General features: G+C 65.9%; 18 protein-coding genes. 16 read left to right on the forward strand and 2 right to left on the reverse strand.

Annotation, left to right across the window (positions count from 1 at the left end; translation table 11 throughout):
• Window positions 1–69: 69 nt before the first annotated feature.
• From Cocul_RS08890 to thrB, 3 genes are read left to right on the forward strand one after another with little or no spacing between them, the layout of a single operon-like run.
• Complete coding sequence (locus Cocul_RS08890) at window positions 70–1,404, forward strand: homoserine dehydrogenase (protein ID WP_055122922.1); 1,335 nt, start codon at window positions 70–72, stop codon at window positions 1,402–1,404.
• A 29-nt stretch (window positions 1,405–1,433) separates the two neighbouring features.
• Complete coding sequence (locus tag Cocul_RS08895; protein WP_150114432.1) at window positions 1,434–1,781, forward strand: hypothetical protein; 348 nt, start codon at window positions 1,434–1,436, stop codon at window positions 1,779–1,781.
• Window positions 1,782–1,811: 30 nt separating this feature from the next.
• Window positions 1,812–2,741 (forward strand): homoserine kinase, encoded by a 930-nt coding sequence (gene thrB, locus Cocul_RS08900; RefSeq protein ID WP_055122924.1) that lies wholly within the window; start codon window positions 1,812–1,814, stop codon window positions 2,739–2,741.
• On the opposite strand, the gene Cocul_RS08905 is transcribed toward thrB, so the two are convergent.
• Window positions 2,738–3,382 carry a helix-turn-helix transcriptional regulator gene (locus Cocul_RS08905; protein WP_055122925.1) on the reverse strand — a complete coding sequence of 215 codons (645 nt, stop codon included), beginning with the start codon at window positions 3,380–3,382 and terminating at the stop codon, window positions 2,738–2,740. The two genes, thrB and Cocul_RS08905, sit on opposite strands and share 4 nt — an antisense overlap.
• Window positions 3,383–3,473: 91 nt before the next feature.
• Window positions 3,474–5,156 carry a long-chain fatty-acid--CoA ligase gene (locus Cocul_RS08910; RefSeq protein ID WP_055122926.1) on the reverse strand — a complete coding sequence of 561 codons (1,683 nt, stop codon included), beginning with the start codon at window positions 5,154–5,156 and terminating at the stop codon, window positions 3,474–3,476.
• Between the two features lie 466 nt (window positions 5,157–5,622).
• Here Cocul_RS08910 and rho point away from each other — a divergent pair, with 466 nt between their 5' ends.
• The 13 genes from rho (at window position 5,623) to atpD (ending at window position 18,780) form a co-directional block, all read left to right on the forward strand.
• On the forward strand, window positions 5,623–7,392 hold the full coding sequence (gene rho / locus Cocul_RS08915; RefSeq protein ID WP_425388788.1) for a transcription termination factor Rho: 1,770 nt from the start codon (window positions 5,623–5,625) through the stop codon (window positions 7,390–7,392).
• A 1-nt stretch (window position 7,393) separates the two neighbouring features.
• Window positions 7,394–8,467 carry a peptide chain release factor 1 gene (gene prfA, locus Cocul_RS08920; protein ID WP_055122928.1) on the forward strand — a complete coding sequence of 358 codons (1,074 nt, stop codon included), beginning with the start codon at window positions 7,394–7,396 and terminating at the stop codon, window positions 8,465–8,467.
• The gene (gene prmC / locus Cocul_RS08925; protein ID WP_055122929.1) at window positions 8,464–9,294 is read left to right on the forward strand and encodes a peptide chain release factor N(5)-glutamine methyltransferase; all 831 of its coding nucleotides are present in this window, start codon (window positions 8,464–8,466) and stop codon (window positions 9,292–9,294) included. The genes prfA and prmC overlap by 4 nt, the downstream gene beginning before the upstream one ends.
• A 45-nt stretch (window positions 9,295–9,339) precedes the next feature.
• A complete protein-coding gene (locus Cocul_RS08930; protein ID WP_055122930.1) occupies window positions 9,340–10,014 on the forward strand; it encodes an L-threonylcarbamoyladenylate synthase in 675 nt (224 codons plus the stop codon).
• Window positions 10,015–11,178 (forward strand): MraY family glycosyltransferase, encoded by a 1,164-nt coding sequence (locus Cocul_RS08935; RefSeq protein WP_055122931.1) that lies wholly within the window; start codon window positions 10,015–10,017, stop codon window positions 11,176–11,178.
• A gap of 50 nt (window positions 11,179–11,228) precedes the next feature.
• Window positions 11,229–11,663 carry a Cg1360 family ATP-synthase-associated protein gene (locus tag Cocul_RS08940; RefSeq protein ID WP_082422276.1) on the forward strand — a complete coding sequence of 145 codons (435 nt, stop codon included), beginning with the start codon at window positions 11,229–11,231 and terminating at the stop codon, window positions 11,661–11,663.
• 352 nt (window positions 11,664–12,015) lie between these two features.
• The gene (gene atpB, locus Cocul_RS08945) at window positions 12,016–12,834 is read left to right on the forward strand and encodes a F0F1 ATP synthase subunit A (RefSeq protein WP_055122932.1); all 819 of its coding nucleotides are present in this window, start codon (window positions 12,016–12,018) and stop codon (window positions 12,832–12,834) included.
• Between the two features lie 113 nt (window positions 12,835–12,947).
• Complete coding sequence (locus Cocul_RS08950) at window positions 12,948–13,190, forward strand: ATP synthase F0 subunit C (RefSeq protein ID WP_055122933.1); 243 nt, start codon at window positions 12,948–12,950, stop codon at window positions 13,188–13,190.
• Between the two features lie 33 nt (window positions 13,191–13,223).
• Window positions 13,224–13,796 (forward strand): F0F1 ATP synthase subunit B, encoded by a 573-nt coding sequence (locus tag Cocul_RS08955; protein WP_055122934.1) that lies wholly within the window; start codon window positions 13,224–13,226, stop codon window positions 13,794–13,796.
• Between the two features lie 5 nt (window positions 13,797–13,801).
• Window positions 13,802–14,611: a F0F1 ATP synthase subunit delta gene (locus tag Cocul_RS08960; RefSeq protein ID WP_055122935.1), complete on the forward strand. Its 810-nt coding sequence runs from the start codon at window positions 13,802–13,804 to the stop codon at window positions 14,609–14,611.
• A 50-nt stretch (window positions 14,612–14,661) separates the two neighbouring features.
• Window positions 14,662–16,302, forward strand: a complete 1,641-nt coding sequence (gene atpA, locus Cocul_RS08965) for a F0F1 ATP synthase subunit alpha (protein ID WP_055122936.1) — start codon at window positions 14,662–14,664, stop codon at window positions 16,300–16,302.
• 61 nt (window positions 16,303–16,363) lie between these two features.
• Entirely contained in the window at window positions 16,364–17,326 is a 963-nt protein-coding gene (locus Cocul_RS08970) for a F0F1 ATP synthase subunit gamma (RefSeq protein WP_055122937.1), read from the forward strand.
• Between the two features lie 2 nt (window positions 17,327–17,328).
• Window positions 17,329–18,780 carry a F0F1 ATP synthase subunit beta gene (gene atpD / locus Cocul_RS08975; protein ID WP_055122938.1) on the forward strand — a complete coding sequence of 484 codons (1,452 nt, stop codon included), beginning with the start codon at window positions 17,329–17,331 and terminating at the stop codon, window positions 18,778–18,780.
• Window positions 18,781–18,785 lie beyond the last annotated feature (5 nt).

Raw genomic sequence — 18,785 nt, forward strand, 5'->3', positions numbered from 1 at the left:
ACCGGGGGAGATCGCTATAGTTAGCGGAAAAGACAGATAAGGGTACGAGCAACGAATTCTGGGAGAACTATGAGCACCACCAGTGAGGTAACCGCAATGTCGGACGTGCCGCAGGGGCGCGAGGTGGGCGTGGCTATTTTGGGCCACGGCACCGTGGGCTCGGAGGTGCGCCGACTCATGGAGGCCAACGCCGAGGCGTTTTCCCACCGCATCGGCGGCCCGCTGGCGCTGCGCGGGGTGGCGGTGTCCAACCCCACCAAGCACAGCAGGACGCTACCCAAGGAGTTGCTTTTCGACGACGCGATGGAACTCATCGCCCGCGAGGACGTGGACATCGTGGTGGAGGTGATCGGCGGCATCGAGTATCCCCGGAAACTCGTGCTCGCCGCGCTCAACGCCGGAAAGTCCGTGGTCACCGCCAACAAGGCCCTGGTGGCCGCGCACGCCGATGAGCTTGCCGACGCCGCCGAGGCGGCCGGGGTAGACCTCTACTTCGAGGCCGCCGTGGCTGCCGCGATCCCCGTGGTGGGTATGCTGCGCCGCTCCCTGGCGGGTGACCAGATCGAGCGGATCTCCGGCATCGTCAACGGCACCACGAACTTCATTCTGGACGCGATGGATGAGACCGGCGCCTCCTACGATGACATGCTGGCCGAGGCCACCCGCCTGGGCTACGCGGAGGCCGATCCCACCGCCGACGTGGAGGGCCACGACGCCGCCTCCAAGGCCGCCATCATGGCCTCCCTGGCGTTTCACACCAGGGTGAAGGCCTCGGATGTGTACTGCGAGGGCATCACCAAGATCACCGCGCAGGACATCGAGGCCGCCAAGAACGCGGGCTACACCATCAAGCTCCTGGCCATCTGCGAGCGGATTCGCAGCGCGGCGGGCGAGGATTCCGTCTCCGCCCGCGTGCATCCCACCCTGGTGCGCCGGGATCACCCCCTGGCCAGCGTGAACGGTTCCTATAACGCGGTATTCGTCGAGGCAGAGGCGGCAGGTCGATTGATGTTCTACGGTAATGGCGCTGGCGGTAACCCCACGGCCTCGGCCGTGCTGGGCGATCTTGTGGGCGCGGCGCGCAACAAGGTTCACGGCGGCCGGGCACCGGGGGAGTCCACCTACGCCAACCTGCCGCTGGCGGACTTTGGCCAGGTGCCCACCCGCTATCACATCGACATGCACGTGCGCGATCGCGTGGGTGTTCTGGCGGAGGTTGCCGCGGTGTGCGCGAAGAACGGTATCTCTCTGCGCACGGTGCGCCAGGAGGAGCGTGACGACGCCGCCCGCCTGATCCTGCTTACCCACGAGGCCTCCGAGGAGAGCCTGGACGCCACGGTCACGGAGCTGGCTACCCTGGATGACGTACTCACCGTGGACACGGTGATTCGGATGGCGGAGTAGCGGTGAGCGGCGTGAGGGCGCGTGCCGGTGTGACGCTGGTTGCCCTCCTGCTCTTTCTGCTGGATGCCGGGAGCGTCTTGATGAGGGAGGAATCCACGGAGGTTTTCCTCGTGAGCATCGCGGCCTCCGGCGGAATGGCCCTCGGCGCCGCCCTGAGCCTGCTCTACCTTGCCTCTGCCAAGGAGATATTTCTCCATCTGGCCAGGGCCGCGGCGGGATTAGGGGTGCTTTTCTTCCTGATTCGGATTGTGGAATCGAACCTGGGGGAGCACACCTTTGACGCGGAGGACGGCGTCTTTTCGGTGCTCGTGGGGGCCTTGGTGGTGTGCGCCGCGTTCCTTATATCGCGGCGGATATCGCGGCGGGCGAGTGCTTAAAACGGATACGGAAAAGGAGAACGGCGCGATATGAGCGTGGAACTAGAGGTGGGCCGCCGCGCGGTAGTGCGGGTGCCCGGCTCCACGGCCAACCTTGGCCCCGGCTTTGACACCCTGGGTATGGCGGTGAGCATCTACGACACCGTGGAGGTGGAGGTGATCGCCTCCGGCCTGGAGGTAATAATCCATGGGGAGGGGGAGGAGGATCTTCCCCGCGATTCCTCGCACCTGGTGGTGAAGGCCCTACACGCGGGCCTGGCGGCGGCGGACGTCACCGCCCCCGGCCTGCGGCTGGTGTGCACCAACACGATCCCGCAGTCGCGGGGCCTGGGTTCCTCGGCCGCCGCCGCCGTGGCCGGGGCGCTGGCGGCCAACGCCCTGGCCGGCTTCCCCCTGGACGAGGAGCGCCTGGTGCAGCTCTCCTCCACCTTTGAGGGGCACCCGGATAACGCCGGGGCCTCGGTGCTGGGCCGCGCGGTGGTCTCCTGGACGGAGATTCCCGTGGACGGGCGCAGCCAGCCGGTGTACCGGGCGGTGTCCATTCCGGTGCACGAGGGGATTCGCGCCACGGCCCTGGTGCCGGACTTCCACGCCTCCACGCAGGCGGTGCGCCGCGTGCTTCCCAGCCACGTCACCCACACGGACGCGCGCTTTAACGTCTCGCGCACCGCCGTGATGACGGTGGCGCTGCAAAGCCACCCGGAGTTGCTGTGGGAGGGCACGCGGGATCGCCTGCACCAGCCCTACCGCGCGGACGTGCTGCCGGTGACGGCGGAGTGGGTCAATCGCCTGCGCAACCGGGGCTATGCGGCGTACCTCTCGGGGGCGGGCCCCACCGTGATGGTGCTCTCCACCGAGCCAGTGGAGCGGGGCATTTTGGATGAGGCCCGCGCGGCGGGCCTGACGGTGCACGAGTTAGAGGTGGCGGCTAAACCCACGGTGCAGGTGGGCACGGCCTAGCCGGAGGCGGCGTCGTCATCGTCCAGCACGATGGTGCAGGTGCAGTTGGTGCGCAGGGGGAGCACGCGGGTGTGCTCGGGGGCGCTGAGGAACTCCTGAAAGAACCCCTCGTGCATGCCGCATACCGAGGGGTGCGGGGGCGTGGAGTCCTTGATGAAGGGGCAGGCGCGGAGATCCAGGGCGTGATCCTTTTCGCGCAGTTGCGGATGAAAGCCGAGTTCCTGGAGTTTTTCCACCAGTTCCTCCACGGTGCCCGGGCCCTCGGATTGGGCCCAGCGCCGCCCCACCTCCCGGGCCTGTTCCGGCTCGATGGCCTGGGCCAGATGCCCGATGAGGTTGATGTATTCCTGGGCTACGGCCCGGGTATCGGGAACCCTGGCGTGAAAGATGAGGGTGGGCCTGCCCCGCCCCTGGGCGGGGGCGGAGTGCTGGCTGACGGCCTTGTGCGCGAGGAGTTCCTCTAGATGCCCGCGCACGGTATTGGCGTGCATGCCCAGGCGTGCGGCGAGGTCGGCCGCGCTGGCCCCGTGGGGAAACTCGCGCAGGGTGCTCAGGACGAGGTTCTGCTTGGGGCTGAGGGTGAGGGCCTCGGGGAAAAGCTCGGTGGCAGCGCGCGGGGTGCGCGGTGAGGCCTCGGGCACGAATACTCCTTATGCGGAAAAGCGGATTGGAAGATACATCATTGTAACCGCCGGGCGCTGTTTCCTCGACGTTGCTTCGGTGTGAATTGAATTACTTTTCTGGGTTCTCGGCCTTGTCCCCGGGGCCGGGCAGCGCAATCACCTCGTATTCGCCCGCCGCGAGGTGCTTGCGCAGATCCTTCTTATCAAACTTATTCACCGAGGTCTTGTCTATGCTGTCCACGAAGGTCCAGTACTCCGGGAGCATCCAGTGGGGCAGGGAGGCCCGCAGCCGTTCGCGCAGCGCCACCGCGGTTTCGGCGGTGGGGGGAAAGGGCTCGTGCAGAACCGTGACCACCAGGGGACGCTCGCCCCACTTCTTATCCGGGTAGCCGATCACCGCGGCCTCCACCACCTCGGGAGCCTCCATCACCAGGTTTTCCAGGAGGGCGGAGTAGATCCACTCGCCTCCGGAGCGGATCACGTCGCGGGCGCGATCGTGAATGGTGAGGTAGCCATCGGAGGTGACGGAGCCGACGTCGCCCGTGCGCAGCCAGCCGTCGGCCGTGAACTGCTCCGGGGGCTGCTCTTCCGGGGAACCTGCGTAGCGGGCGGCCACGAGATTGCCGCGCACCTGGATCTCGCCCTGGTTGCGATCGGTCGCGGATACCACCTTGTCATCATTGACCACCCGGTATTCCAGGGAGGCGGGAAAACGCCCCTGACTGATCCGGTACGTCCAGCGCGCCTCCCCGGAGACACCCGCGGGAGGCCGGGACACCGTGCCCACGGTGGAGGTCTCCGTCATGCCCCACACGTGGATCACGTCCACGCCGTAGCGCTCCTCCCACATGCGGATGAGGATGGGCGGGGCGGGGGAGCCGCCCACGTAGATCTCCACCAGGGACATGCGCTCCGGGGGATGGTGCAGGTAATGCACGATGAGTTGCATCCACACGGTAGGCACCCCGTGGGCCACGCGCGGGTGGGTGGCGGCGATGAGATCGGCCAGCGTGGTGGGTGAGAGATCCGCGCCGGGGAAGATCAGGGGTGCGCCCGCCATGAAGGCGGCGTAAGGCACCCCCCAGCTGAGCACGTGGAAGATGGGCACGCAGCACAGGAAGGACTCGCCCTCGGTGATGGCGAAGGAATCCGTGGTGCGCAACTCCATCGCCATGAGATACATGGAGCGGTGCGAGTACGCCACGGGCTTCGCCGGGCCGGTGGTGCCGGTGGAGTAGCACAGGGCGGCAGCCGTATTTTCGTCGAGGGTGGGCCACTCGTAGACGGTGGGGCGGCCGTCGAGAAGCGCCTCGTAGGAGTGGATCTCCACGGTGGCGGGGAAACCTTCCTGCGGCAGGGTGCCCAGCCCGGTGAACAGGATCGCGCGCACGCTGGGGCAGGATTCCACGATGCCGCGCAGCTTCCCGGCCAGGCGGGCATCCGCCACGATGACCTCCACCTCCGCGTGATGGATCATGTGCTGGACCTGGGAATCCATGAGGTTCTTATTCAGCGGGGTGAGCACCGCCCCCATCGCGGGCACGGCCAGGATAGTTTCCAGGTGCTCGGTGCAGTTATCCATGAACGTGCCCACGCGCTGATCCCCGGTGATGCCGAGTTGATCGTGGAGGGCGTGCGCCAGGGCCGCGGCGCGGGCCCCGACCTCCGCGAACGTGCTGTGGCTGCCGTTCCCGCCCTCCCAGGTGGTCACCTTGGTATCGCCGTGGACGCTGGCGCCGTAGGTGAGAATGCTGGCGAGGGACAGCGGAATGTCCTGCATCGTGGACTGCATGGCCTCTACTTTAACCGGCGCGATGATTGGGGGCGGGTACATATGGGCGGGGTGAATGCGTTACACTGGGTGAGGATCAATCCCCAGGCGCCTTTGTGGCGTGCCTGTGCCGCGTTGCTGCGGCGTCGGCATGATCGTGGGGTTGATGATTTCCACGTGGGGCACATCATTACTCTCAGAACCGTTTGAGGGAACATCCCACGGGCACGGCTTTCGCATTGTCGCCTCGTTTCTCGCCGTGGGCGTGAGGCAGGATGGTGCCGCCGCGCCGGATTAATTACAGACAAAGCATCCGGTACCACCGGAGAATGGGTTTAAATATCCGCCCATGCTTATCTCACATCACTTCCGGTCAAGCGATGAAAGGACATCTGTGACCACACCGGAGAACACCACCCAACCAGGTGGTTCCGAGCAGAACCTGGCGAGCCTGCGCATTCCAGAATTGCGCGCCGTGGCCGCACAGATGGGGCTCAAAGGAATATCGGGGCTGCGCAAATCCGAGTTGATTGACGCTATTCAAGGCCGGGGGCCGCACGCAACTACTCGGAGAAAGAGCACGAGGACAATGGCGACAGGGGCAACAGGGGCAACAGAATCAGAGGCACTGGTGGACCAGGTCATCGTTGAGGACACCCCCGGCGATGCCACCCGGCAGGCGCCCCGCGGGGCCGCCGACGATCGCCGCGCCGAGGCTTCTGCGGGCACGCAGGCGGCCCCGTCTCAGCGCTCCGAGGGGGCGGCGGATCGGCACGCGGAGGGCAACCAGGAGGGCAACCACTACGAGTCCCGCGCCGCCGCGCGCCGGGCGCGCCGCAACCGGGCCCGCCAACAGCACCGCGAGGATCACAACTCCGCCGCCGAGCAGGGCAATAACGATCCGCAGGAGCGCGGCGAGGATTCCCGGGGAGACGCCGAGCACCGCGAGGGGCGTGAGAACAGGGAACAGCGCGATTCCCGCGCCGGGCGCAATAACCGCCGCAACAATCGACGCAATAACCGCCGGGGCCGGGGCAACGAGGGGGGACGCGAGCCGCGCGAGCACAACGAGCCGCTGCTGCCGGAGGAACTGGAGCAGGTGGCGGGCATCCTGGACATGGTAGATAACAACGTGGCCTTCCTGCGCACCACGGGCTACCACCCCTCCTCCGCCGACGTGTACGTGAGCAACCAACTGATCCGCAAGTGCGGGCTGCGCGGCGGCGACGCCATCGTGGGCCAGGTCAAGCAGGGCCAGACGCAGACGCGCGGGCACGGGCGTAACAAACAGAAGTACAACAACCTGGTGCGCGTGGACACCGTCAACGGCATGACGGTGGACGAGGCCCGGCAGCGGCCGAACTTTGCCAAGCTCACCCCGCTGTATCCCAACCAGCGCCTGCGCCTGGAGACGGAGCAGAAGATCCTCACCACCCGCGTGATCGACCTCATCATGCCCATCGGCAAGGGGCAGCGCGCGTTGATCGTCTCCCCGCCCAAGGCCGGTAAGACCACGATCCTGCAAAACGTGGCCAACGCGATCTCCACCAATAACCCGGAGTGCTACCTCATGGTGGTGCTGGTGGACGAGCGCCCGGAGGAGGTCACGGACATGCAGCGGTCCGTGAACGGAGAGGTGATCGCCTCCACCTTTGATCGACCGCCGAGCGAGCACACCGCCGTGGCGGAGCTGGCGATCGAGCGCGCCAAGCGCCTGGTGGAGCAGGGGCGCGACGTGGTGGTGCTGCTGGACTCCATCACCCGCCTGGGTCGCGCCTATAACAATTCCTCCCCGGCCTCCGGGCGTATTCTCTCCGGCGGCGTGGACTCCAACGCCCTGTATCCGCCCAAGCGCTTCCTGGGCGCGGCGCGCAACATCGAAAACGGTGGCAGCCTGACCATCATCGCCACCGCGATGGTGGAGACGGGTTCCGCGGGCGATACCGTGATCTTCGAGGAATTCAAGGGCACCGGCAACGCGGAACTGAAGCTGGACCGCAAGATCTCCGAGCGTCGCGTGTTCCCGGCCGTGGACGTGGGCCCCTCCGGCACCCGCAAGGACGAGCTGCTGCTGGCCCCCGAGGAGGCCCGCCTGGTGCATAAGCTGCGGCGTATCCTGGCGGCGTTGGACAACCAGCAGGCCATTGACCTGCTGATGAAGCAGCTGAAAAAGACGAAGAATAACGGCGAGTTCCTCATGCAGGTGGCCTCCTCCGCGCCGATGGCCGCCCGTGGGGACGAGGAGGACTATTCCTAAGATGGCGGATCAGGTTTCAGCCGTCGATGACGTGCTCTCCGAGTACCAGGGCATCGAGGCACAGATGGCCGATCCCGAGGTGATCGGGGATCAGGCGCAGTTCCGTAAACTCTCCAAGCGCTATACCCAGCTTCAGCCCATCGTGAAGGTGGCCACCGACCTTGAGCAGGTGCGCACCGACGCGGAGGACGCCCGCGAGATGGCGCGCGAGGACCGGGAGTTTCAGGCGGAGGCCGAGCGCCTGGAGGCCGCCCGGGTGGAGCTGGAGGAAAAACTGGCGGACCTGTTGGCCCCCCGCGATCCCCACGATGGCGATGACATCATCATGGAGATCAAGGCCGGGGCCGGTGGCGAGGAGGCCGCGCTCTTTGCGGGCGATCTGGTGCGCATGTATGAGAAGTACGCGGATAAGCACGACTTTGCCTACGAGGTGCTGGGGCTGGCGGAGTCCGACCTCGGCGGGGTCAAGGACATGACCTTGTCTATCCGGGCTAAGAACCCCTCGCGCGACGGCGCGTGGAGCGTGTTCAAGTTCGAGGGCGGCGTGCACCGCGTGCAGCGCGTGCCGGTGACGGAGTCCCAGGGGCGCATCCAGACCTCGGCGGCCGGGGTGTTGGTGTACCCGGAGCCGGACGAGGTGGAGCAGGTGGAGATCGACGACAAGGACATTCGCGTTGACGTGTACCGCTCCTCCGGCAAGGGCGGCCAGGGCGTGAACACCACGGACTCCGCCGTGCGCATCACCCACCTGCCCACGGGCCTGGTGGTGACCTGCCAGAAGGAGCGCTCGCAGATTCAGAACAAGGCCCGCGCCATGCAGGTGCTGGCCGCCCGCCTCCAGCAACTCAAGGAGGACGAGGCCGAGGCCCAGGCGGCGGAGGGGCGCGCCAAGCAGGTGCGCACGATGGATCGCTCCGAGCGCATCCGCACCTATAACTGGCCGGAGAATCGCATTTCCGATCACCGCATTGGGTTCAAGGCCAACAACCTTGACCAGGTTCTTGACGGCAACCTCGATGACCTGTTCACCGCCTTGCAGGCCGCCGAGCGCGCCGAGCGCCTCGAGGCAGAATGACCCTGCGCGAGGAACTCGCCTGGGCTCGTGAGGAGTTGGCCCGGGCCGGGGTGCCCAGCCCCGAGGTGGATGCCCGGGAGATCGCGGCGCACCTGCTGGGCTGCTCCCCGCTGGAGGTGGGCTGGCGCGAGGCCACCCTGCCCCCGGAGTACGCGGAACTGATCCGCCGCCGCGCGCGCCGCGAACCCCTCCAATACCTCCTGGGGTGGGCTCCTTTCGGGCCGCTGCGCCTAGCCGTGGGGCCGGGGGTGTTTATTCCCCGGCCGGAGACGGAGGTGCTGGCGGACTGGGCGGTGCGGGCGCTGCGGGGCGTCGATAAGCCCCTCGTGGTGGACCTGTGTACCGGATCGGGGGCGCTGGCGGCCTATATCGCCCACGCCCGTGCCGACGCCCGCGTGGTCGCCGTGGAGCGCAGCCCCGAGGCCGCCGGGTGGGCGCGCCGCAACCTCGACCCCCTGGGGGTGGAACTCCGCGAAGGGGATGCCACCGATCCCGGGGTGCTGGCGGAACTGGCGGGCCGGGTGGACGTGGTGGTGAGCAACCCGCCGTATGTGCCGGAGGCGGACGACCTGCCCGCCGAGGTCTATCACGATCCCCACGAGGCGGTCTTTGCCGGGGCCGATGGCATGGGCGTGATTAACCGCCTGGTGGAACCCGCCGCGGCGCTGCTGGTGCCGGGGGGTCTGGTGGGCATCGAGCATGACGACGCCACCGCGGCGGACGTTGCGCGGGTGGTGGCGCGGTGCCCGGCTTTGAGCGCCCCGGTGGCCCTGCCCGATCTCTCCGGTAGGGATCGTTTTGTCACAGCGAGTAAGCTGGGCAACTGACCTTAATTGCCGCGACCCGCGAAGGGAAGGAAAGGGGTTCACCCTATGGGGGCCATTGTCAGTTGCATGGACGCCCGCACCCGAGCACAGATCGTTGCCGCCGCGGCGCAGAGCGCGCGGGAGGGGCGGCTGGTGGTGCTCCCCACGGACACCCTCTATGGCATCGGCGCGGATGCCTTTAATAACGAGGCGGTGGCGGCCCTGCTGGCGGCCAAGCGGCGCGGGCCGGATCACCCGGTGCCGGTGCTGGTGGGTTCCTGGGACACGCTCGCCGGGCTGGTGGACTCGATGAGCGAGACCGCGCGCACCCTCGTGGAGGCATTCTGGCCCGGTGGCCTTTCCCTGGTGGTGCGCCAGGCGCCCTCGCTGCCCTGGAATCTGGGAGATACCCACGGCACCGTGATGGTGCGCATGCCCAATCACCCGGTGGCCGTGCAGCTGCTCCGCGAGGTCGGCCCGATGGCCGTATCCTCCGCGAACCTGCACGGGCATCAGCCACCCACCACGGCCGGGGAGGCCCAGCGCCAGCTTGGCGACGCCGTGGACACCTACCTCGACGCCGGGCGCGCCACCGTGGGACGCCCCTCCACCATCGTGGACCTCACGGCGGACACGCCGACGATCCTGCGCGAGGGGGCCGTGAGCGCCGAGGAGATCGCGGAGGTATTGGGGCTTCCGACGGCCCGGTTGCGCGCCCCGGAACCCGGGGGAGCGGCCTAGATGGGGGTGGGCGTGGAGGGCGTGCCCCTGCGGGAACTGGGGCTGGTGCTCCTGGTGGCGGCCGCCGTGACCTTCCTGACCACCGGCGCGGTGCGCTATCTGGTGCTGCGCTCGGGCCGGGTGGCGGAAATCCGCGCCCGCGACGTGCACGTGCAGCCCACGCCGAGCCTGGGTGGCGTGGCGATGTTCACGGGCTTTCTCTCCGCCGTCCTGGTGGCCAACCAGCTGCCCGCGCTCACCCGGGGCTTCATGCCGATCACCCCGGAAATGAACGCCGTGGTATGGGCGGGGGCCGCGATCGTGGTGGTGGGGATCGTCGATGATCTCTATGAACTCGACGCGCTCACCAAGCTCATCGGGCAACTCCTCAGCGCGGTGGTGATGAGCCTGCTGGGGCTTTCCTGGACGCTGTTGTATCTCCCCGTGGGGGAGGGAACCACGGTGGTGCTCGATCAAGTCCAGTCTACAATCTTGACGGTATTCCTCACGGTGCTGCTCATCAACGCCGTGAACTTCGTCGATGGGCTCGACGGCCTCGCCGCGGGCCTGGGCATGATCGCCGGCGGGGCGATCCTGCTTTTTTCCCTCACCGTGCTGCACGATCAGGGCGGCACGGTCTCCGCCTACCCCCCGGCGATCATCGCGGCGGGTCTGGTGGGCATGTGCGCGGGCTTCCTGCCGCATAACTTTGAGCCCTCGCGGATCTTCATGGGGGACTCCGGGGCCATGCTCATCGGCCTGCTGCTGGCGGCCGCCTCCACCTCCGCCTCGGGGAAGATCAACATGTCCCTCTATGGCGCGGTGGACGTGGTGGCGCTGATGAGCCCGCTGATCGTGGTGCTCGCGGCGGTGTTCGTGCCGGTGCTGGACCTCGTGATGGCCGTGGTTCGCCGCCTTTCCGAGGGGCGTTCCCCCTTCTCCGCCGATCGCCTGCACCTGCACCACCGCCTGCTCTCCCTGGGGCACACCCACCGGCGCACGGTGCTGGTGCTGTACCTATGGGTATCGGTGGTGGCCTTCGGGGCCGTCTCCTTCTCCGTGGTGCCGCCACTGGTGGCGGTGGCCGGAACGGCGATAGCGCTCCTGGTGGCGGCGGGGCTCATGGCGGTGCCGCTGAAGCGCCGCCGGGCCGCGGGATGTACCGGGGCGGAAGTGAGCGGGTAGGGCTCGCGGTGCGCGAGGGGGCCGTGGGTAGACTCGGCCGGGTGAGTGACGTGCAAGAAGAAAACTTTGACGATCCCCGCCGCCCGCTGCTGCGCGCCCTGCGCCTGGGAAGCATGGCGCTGGCCGGAATCACGGTGATCTCGCTGGCGCTGTGGGGGTGGATCGCGGGGCTCCCGGGGGTATGGGGGGTGCTCGTGGGGGCGGCCGTGGGGGGTGGCTTTGTGCTCATGACCGTGGCCAGCGTGCTGCTGACCTCGCGGACCTCCCCGCAGACTACCGGCGCGGTGGTGCTGGGGAGCTGGCTGCTGAAGCTCGTACTGGTGATGCTGGTGATGTGGGGCATCTCCGGCCTGGACTTCTATGACCGCTGGGCGCTGCTGGTCACGGTGGTGGTGGTGCTGGTGGTGGTCCTGGCCTCGGAGACCTGGGGCGTGCTGACCTCGCGGGTGACCTACACGGAGTCTCCCTCGTCCCCGTCCGTCTAGGGGCGCCCACCGGTGGTACGGCGACTCGGTGGCGCGGTGCGTCGAGGCTGGGCTTGCGCTGAGAAAATGCCCAGTCCGGCGTGGGGTGGTCTGTGAAGCACCCGAAAACGGGGGTGAAGCCGGATAAGTGGATTATCCTTGCACCTGCTACTATGTAGCGCGGGTAACCCGGCCGTCGTTTTCTTGGCAGCGTGAGGCTGCGCGAGGGGCGAGGGTCCTACCCCTGGTTTCGTTCCGTAGACGTGCGACGGAGTCCACGGCGGAGCCAGTGAGCATGTAAGACGTCCATCGCACCGTGGGAGTTCGTCTCCCCACGGCCCGAACACGGGAGAGATCGCTGAGCGTTACAACTTTGGCCTTTAAAGGCGAGTTTCACCCGCCTTCACTGGATCACGAATTCTTCCCGGGGCATGTGAACGAGAATGGCGATCCGGTAGGCCTGTGGCTGACCGGCTTTGCCAATGACTGGTTCGCGCTAGACCGTCTGATGTTCGTCCGCCTCCTGATGGCGGCAATCGTTGCACTCTTTTTCGTCATAGCCATGCGGAATCCCAAGTTGGTTCCGTCAGGGTTGCAGAACTTCGCGGAGATCTGCCTGGACTTCGTGCGGGTCCACATCGCCGAGGACATCCTGGGCAAGAAGGAGGGGCGTCGTTTCCTTCCCTTCATCGCCACGGTATTCTTCCTCGTCTTTGCGATGAACCTTCCTGCCATTATTCCGGGCCTTAATATCTCGCCCAACGCCCGCATCGGCATGCCGCTGGTGCTGGCGCTGGCGGGATATGTGGTGTTTATCTACGCGGGTGCGAAGCGCTACGGGTTCTTCAAGTTCGTGAAGTCCTCCGTGGTGATCCCGAACTTGCCTCCGCTCCTCCACGTACTGGTGGTGCCGATCGAGTTCTTCTCCACCTTTATCCTGCGTCCGGCCACGCTCACCATTCGTCTTATGGCGAATATGCTGGCCGGCCACATGATTCTGGTTCTGCTGTTCTCCGCCACGAACTTCTTCTTCTTCCAGTTCAATGGCTGGACGGCTATGTCCGCAGTGACCCTCGTTGCCGCCGTTGCGTTTACGCTCTTCGAGTTGCTGGTCATTTTCTTGCAGGCATACATTTTCGCCCTGCTCTCGGCCGTGTACATCGAATTGTCGTTGCATGCAGATGAACACTGATCCTTATCGTCCCGATCAGGGACGGCCCTAACCCCACACACTTCTCGCTCGGCCGCAGAACTGCCTTGGATTCACGTCCTGGGGCCGGGTAACACGAAAGGGAAAGACTAGAAATGCAAGACATCATCCTCGTTGCCGCTGACGAAGCCGCCAAGGTACAGGGTTACGGCGCCATCGGCTACGGCCTGGCCGCTATCGGCCCCGGCATCGGTATCGGTATCCTCGTGGGCAAGGCCCTGGAGGGCATGGCCCGCCAGCCCGAGATGGCCGGTCAGCTCCGTACCACGATGTTCTTGGGTATTGCCTTCACCGAGGCCCTCGCCCTCATCGGCCTTGTTGCCGGCTTCATCCTGTAACAAGTCAGCCACGAAACGAAGGGTCCTTTACAGATGACGGACGTATTAAGCGTTCTCGCGGCGGGAGAAGAGCGGGATCTGCCCCTTTCCACGGGCAACAATCCCATGCTGCCCATGCCGTATGACATCTTCTGGTCCGCCGTTTGCTTCCTTGTTGTCCTGGTGCTCTTCTGGAAGCTGGTTCTTCCTAAGTTCCAGGAGGTCCTGACCGAACGCGAGGACAGGATTCAAGGTGGAATCCAGCGCGCGGAGGCTGCACAGGCTGAAGCTAAGGCGGCCCTAGAGAAGTACAACGCCCAGCTTTCCGACGCCCGTGCGGAGGCCGCGGAGATCCGCGAGCAGGCCCGCGAGCGCGGCAAGCAGATCGAGGCCGAGATGAAGGCCCAGGCGGCGGAGGAGTCCAACCGCATCATCGAGTCCGGTGAGAAGCAGCTTCAGGCTTCCCGCCAGCAGGTGATTACCGAGCTGCGTCAGGAGATGGGCCAGAACTCCATCAACCTGGCAGAGAAGCTGCTCGGTGGCGAGCTGTCCGAGGCCACCAAGCGCTCGGGCACCATCGACTCCTTCCTGGCGGATCTCGATTCCGTCGCCCCGGCAGGAAAGTGAGCGATATGCACGCAGCGAGCCGCAAAGCACTGGCAGAGGTAGCGCAGAGCCTGGACACCCAGATCGCGGGCTCCGTGGTCACGGCGGCCACCCTCGGCGCCGAGCTCTTTGATGCCGTCGAGTTCCTTGACGATCACCGCGGGCTGCGCGTGGCCGTGGCGGAGGCTTCCTCCACCGCCCAGCAGCGCCAGGGGCTCATTGCCGAAGTTTTTGAAGGCAAGGTATCCCCCGCCACGTTGACGGTGCTCAAGGAATCCGCCGGTGCGCGCTGGTCCACCCCGCGTGAGTTCCGCACGGGCTTGGTGGTCTTGGGCCGCCGAGCGCTGCTGCGCGGCGCGGAGTTGGAGGGCACGCTGGAGCAGGTGGAGGGCGAGCTCTTTGAGCTCAGCCGCCTCCTGGAGCGCCACCCCGAGCTCACGCAGCTGCTGTCCGAGCGCGCCGTGGCGCGCTCCCGGCAGCGTGGTCTGCTGGCGAACGTGCTCTATGGAAAGGTGAGCAAGTACACCGAGGCGCTGGCGCTTCAGGTGATTGGCCGCCCGGAGAACAACCCCATTGACGATATTGCGGCGTTGGCCGCCGAGGCCGCGCACCTGCGCGGACGCAAGGTGGCCAAGGTGACCTCGGCGGGGCCGCTGAGCGAGGAGCAGAAGCAGGCGCTTGCCCAGAAACTGGGGCGCATTTACGGAGCGGAGATGGATGTGTTTACCGAGGTGGATGAGTCCCTCCTCGGTGGCATGACGATCCGCGTGGGTGATGAGCGCATTGATGGCTCTACCGCCGGTAAGATCCGTAGGCTCCGCGCCCAGCTGGCCTAGGACCAGAGAAAATTGACGATTTGCACGATTCAACCGAGAGCAGGAAGAACATGGCGGAGCTGACGATCTCCTCCGATGAGATTCGTAGCGCGATAGCGAACTACACCTCGAGCTTCTCCGCGGAGGCCTCCCGTGAGGAGGTCGGCGTGGTCATTTCCACGGCTGATGGCATTGCCCAGGTTTCGGGTCTGCCTTCCGCAATGACCAACGAGCTGCTTGAGTTCCCCGGCGGCGTGATTGGCGTCGCACAGAACCTGGAGACCGATTCCATCGGCGTGGTGGTTCTGGGTAACTTCGAGTCCCTCAAGGAGGGCGACGAGGTCACGAGGACCGGCGAGGTCCTGTCCATTCCGGTCGGTGACGAGTTCCTCGGCCGCGTAATTAACCCCCTGGGCCACCCCATTGACGGCCTCGGCGCGATCAACGCCGAGGAGAACCGCGTGCTGGAGTTGCAGGCCCCCACGGTGTTGCAGCGTCAGCCCGTGGAGGAGCCCATGCAGACCGGCATCAAGGCCATCGACGCCATGACGCCGATCGGCCGTGGTCAGCGCCAGCTGATCATTGGTGACCGTAAGACGGGTAAGACGGCCGTCTGCATCGACACCATCTTGAACCAGAAGGCCAACTGGGAGTCCGGCGACAAGAACAAGCAGGTGCGCTGCATCTACGTGGCCGTGGGCCAGAAGGGCTCCACGATCGCCGCGGTGCGCCGCACCCTGGAGGAAAAGGGTGCCCTGGAGTACACCACCATCGTGGCCGCTCCGGCCTCCGATGCCGCGGGCTTCAAGTGGCTGGCCCCCTTCGCCGGTGCGGCCCTGGGCCAGCACTGGATGTACCAGGGCAATCACGTCCTGGTGATTTACGATGATCTGACCAAGCAGGCCGAGGCCTACCGCGCGATCTCCCTGCTGCTGCGCCGTCCCCCGGGACGCGAGGCCTACCCCGGTGACGTGTTCTACCTGCACTCCCGCCTGCTGGAGCGCGCCGCCAAGCTGTCGGATGACATGGGTGCGGGTTCCATGACGGCCTTGCCGATCATCGAGACGAAGGCGAACGACGTGTCCGCCTTCATTCCCACCAACGTGATCTCTATTACGGACGGCCAGGTGTTCCTGGAGTCCGACCTGTTTAACCAGGGTGTGCGCCCGGCTATTAACGTCGGTGTGTCCGTGTCCCGCGTGGGTGGCGCGGCGCAGACCAAGGGCATGAAGAAGGTTGCCGGCTCGCTGCGTCTGGATCTCGCCGCGTACCGCGACCTGGAGGCCTTTGCTACCTTCGCCTCCGATCTCGATGCTGCGTCCAAGGCGCAGCTTGAGCGCGGCCAGCGCCTGGTGGAACTGCTGAAGCAGCCGGAGAGCTCCCCGCAGCCGGTGGAGTACCAGATGGTGTCCATCTGGTTGGCAGGCGAGGGCGTGTTCGACGTGGTTCCGGTGGCCGATGTCCGCCGCTTCGAGGCGGAGTTGCAGGAGTACCTGCACGCTAACGCCCCGCAGGTCTTTGAGCAGATCGACGGCGGCCCGGCGCTGAGCGACGAGTCCAAGCAGGCGCTGCTCGCGGCGTCGCAGGACTTCACGGCTTCCTTCCGCACCAGCGATGGCACCCCCGTGATTAACGAACCCGAGGTGGACGCCCTGGCTGCTTCCGAGGTGAAGAAGAACCAGCTCAACGTCTCCCGTGCTAAGACGGCCTAAGTAGCGGAGATGATTCCGAATACCATGACCGTCATCAAGCAAGAAGGGAGGAGGGCATTCCATGGCTAATCTTCGAGAACTGCGCGACCGTATCCGGTCGGTCAATTCCACCAAGAAGATCACCAAGGCTCAGGAGCTGATCGCTACCTCGCGCATTACCAAGGCGCAGGGGCGCGTTCAGGCCGCGGCACCGTATGCGACGGAGATTCAAAACGTGGTGGAGCGGCTCGCCGCCGCGAGTTCGCTCGATCACCCCATGCTCCACAAGCGCGAAAACGGCAAGGTTGCGGCCGTCCTCGTCGTGACGTCGGATCGAGGCATGTGTGGTGGCTATAACCACAACGTGCTCAAGAAGGCCGCCGAACTGACCCGCATGTTGGAGGACAGCGGCTACGAGGTGGTTCGGTTCGTCACCGGCACCAAGGGCATCGGCTACTACGAGTTCCGTGGCGAGGCCGTCGCGGGGTCGTGGTCCGGTTTCTCGCAGGACCCCAGCTGGGACGCCACGCACGACGTGCGCCAGCACCTCGTGCAGGGCTTCCTGGCGGGCTCCGAGGGCACCGCGCACGCCCGCGAGGGCGTGGCCGATACCCAGGGCTTTGACCAGGTGCACGTGGTGTACACGGAGTTTGTGTCCATGCTGACGCAGACCGCCCGCGCGCACCAGTTGCTGCCCATCGAGCCGGTTTTTGAGGACGTTCCCCTGGAAAAGGGCGAGGATCTTCTTTCTACGGCAGGGACGGCGGAGCCGGATTACGAGTTTGAGCCCGATCCGGACACGCTGCTGGAGGCGCTGCTTCCCAAGTACGTCTCGCGCAGCCTGTTTTCGATTTTCCTCGAAGCCGCCGCCGCGGAATCGGCCTCGCGCCGTACCGCCATGAAGTCTGCTACTGATAACGCCACCGCGTTGGTCAACGACCTTTCCCGCGTGGCCAACCAGGCACGTCAGGCGCAGATCACCCAGGAAATCACAGAGATCGTCGGTGGCGCTGGCGCGCTCGCCGAAAGCGGAGAAAGTGACTAATTATGAGTACAGCTCTCAGTGAGCACAATGCACAGCAGGCGACCACCGCCGGCCGTGTTGTGCGCGTCATCGGTGCTGTCGTCGACGTGGAGTTTCCGCGCGGCGAACTCCCGGCGCTGTACAACGCGCTGACGGTGGAGGTTACCCTCGAAGCGGTGGCCAAGACCATCACCCTGGAGGTCGCTCAGCACCTGGGCGATAACCTCGTGCGCACCATTTCCATGGCTCCCACCGATGGTCTGATCCGCGGTGCCGAGGTCAAGGACAGTGGCGCCCCCATTTCCGTGCCGGTGGGCGACGTGGTCAAGGGCCACGTCTTTAACGCCCTGGGCGATTGCCTGGACGCGCCGGAGATTAACAATGACGCTGAGGTGGAGCGCTGGGGCATCCACCGCGATCCGCCTCCCTTCGATCAGCTGGAGGGCAAGACCGAGATCCTGGAAACGGGCATCAAGGTGATTGACCTGCTGACCCCGTACGTGAAGGGCGGCAAGATCGGCCTCTTCGGCGGTGCCGGCGTGGGCAAGACGGTGCTGATCCAGGAGATGATTACCCGTATCGCCCGCGAGTTCTCCGGTACGTCCGTGTTCGCCGGCGTGGGCGAGCGCACCCGTGAGGGCACGGACCTCTTCCTGGAGATGGAGGAGATGGGCGTGCTTCAGGATACGGCCCTGGTGTTCGGCCAGATGGACGAGCCGCCGGGAGTGCGTATGCGCGTGGCCCTGTCCGGTCTGACCATGGCGGAGTACTTCCGTGACGTGCAGCACCAGGACGTGCTGCTGTTCATCGATAACATCTTCCGCTTCACCCAGGCCGGTTCCGAGGTGTCCACGCTGCTGGGCCGCATGCCCTCCGCCGTGGGCTATCAGCCCACCCTGGCGGATGAGATGGGTGTGCTCCAGGAGCGCATTACCTCCACCAAGGGTAAGTCGATCACCTCCTTGCAGGCCGTCTACGTGCCCGCGGATGACTACACCGACCCCGCCCCGGCCACCACCTTCGCCCACCTGGATGCGACCACGGAGCTCGATCGTTCGATCGCCTCCAAGGGTATTTACCCGGCCGTGAACCCGCTGACCTCCACCTCTCGTATCCTGGAGCCCAGCATCGTGGGCGAGCGGCACTACGAGGTGGCGCAGCGCGTGATTAACATTCTGCAAAAGAACAAGGAATTGCAGGATATTATCGCGATCCTCGGCATGGATGAGCTCTCCGAGGAGGACAAGATCACGGTGCAGCGCGCCCGCCGTATCCAGCGCTTCCTGGGCCAGAACTTCTTTGTGGCCCAGAAGTTCACCGGCGATCCGGGCTCGTACGTCCCGCTGTCCGAGACGATCGACGCCTTCGAGCGCATCTGCAACGGTGAGTTCGATGCCTACCCGGAGCAGGCCTTCAGCAACCTGGGTGGCCTGGACGACGTCGAGGCTGCATACAAGAAGCTGACCGAGAAGTAGGAGAG

Origin of the sequence: Corynebacterium oculi, from assembly GCF_001412105.1 — a bacterium.
In the GTDB taxonomy this organism is placed as follows: Bacteria; Actinomycetota; Actinomycetes; order Mycobacteriales; family Mycobacteriaceae; genus Corynebacterium; species Corynebacterium oculi.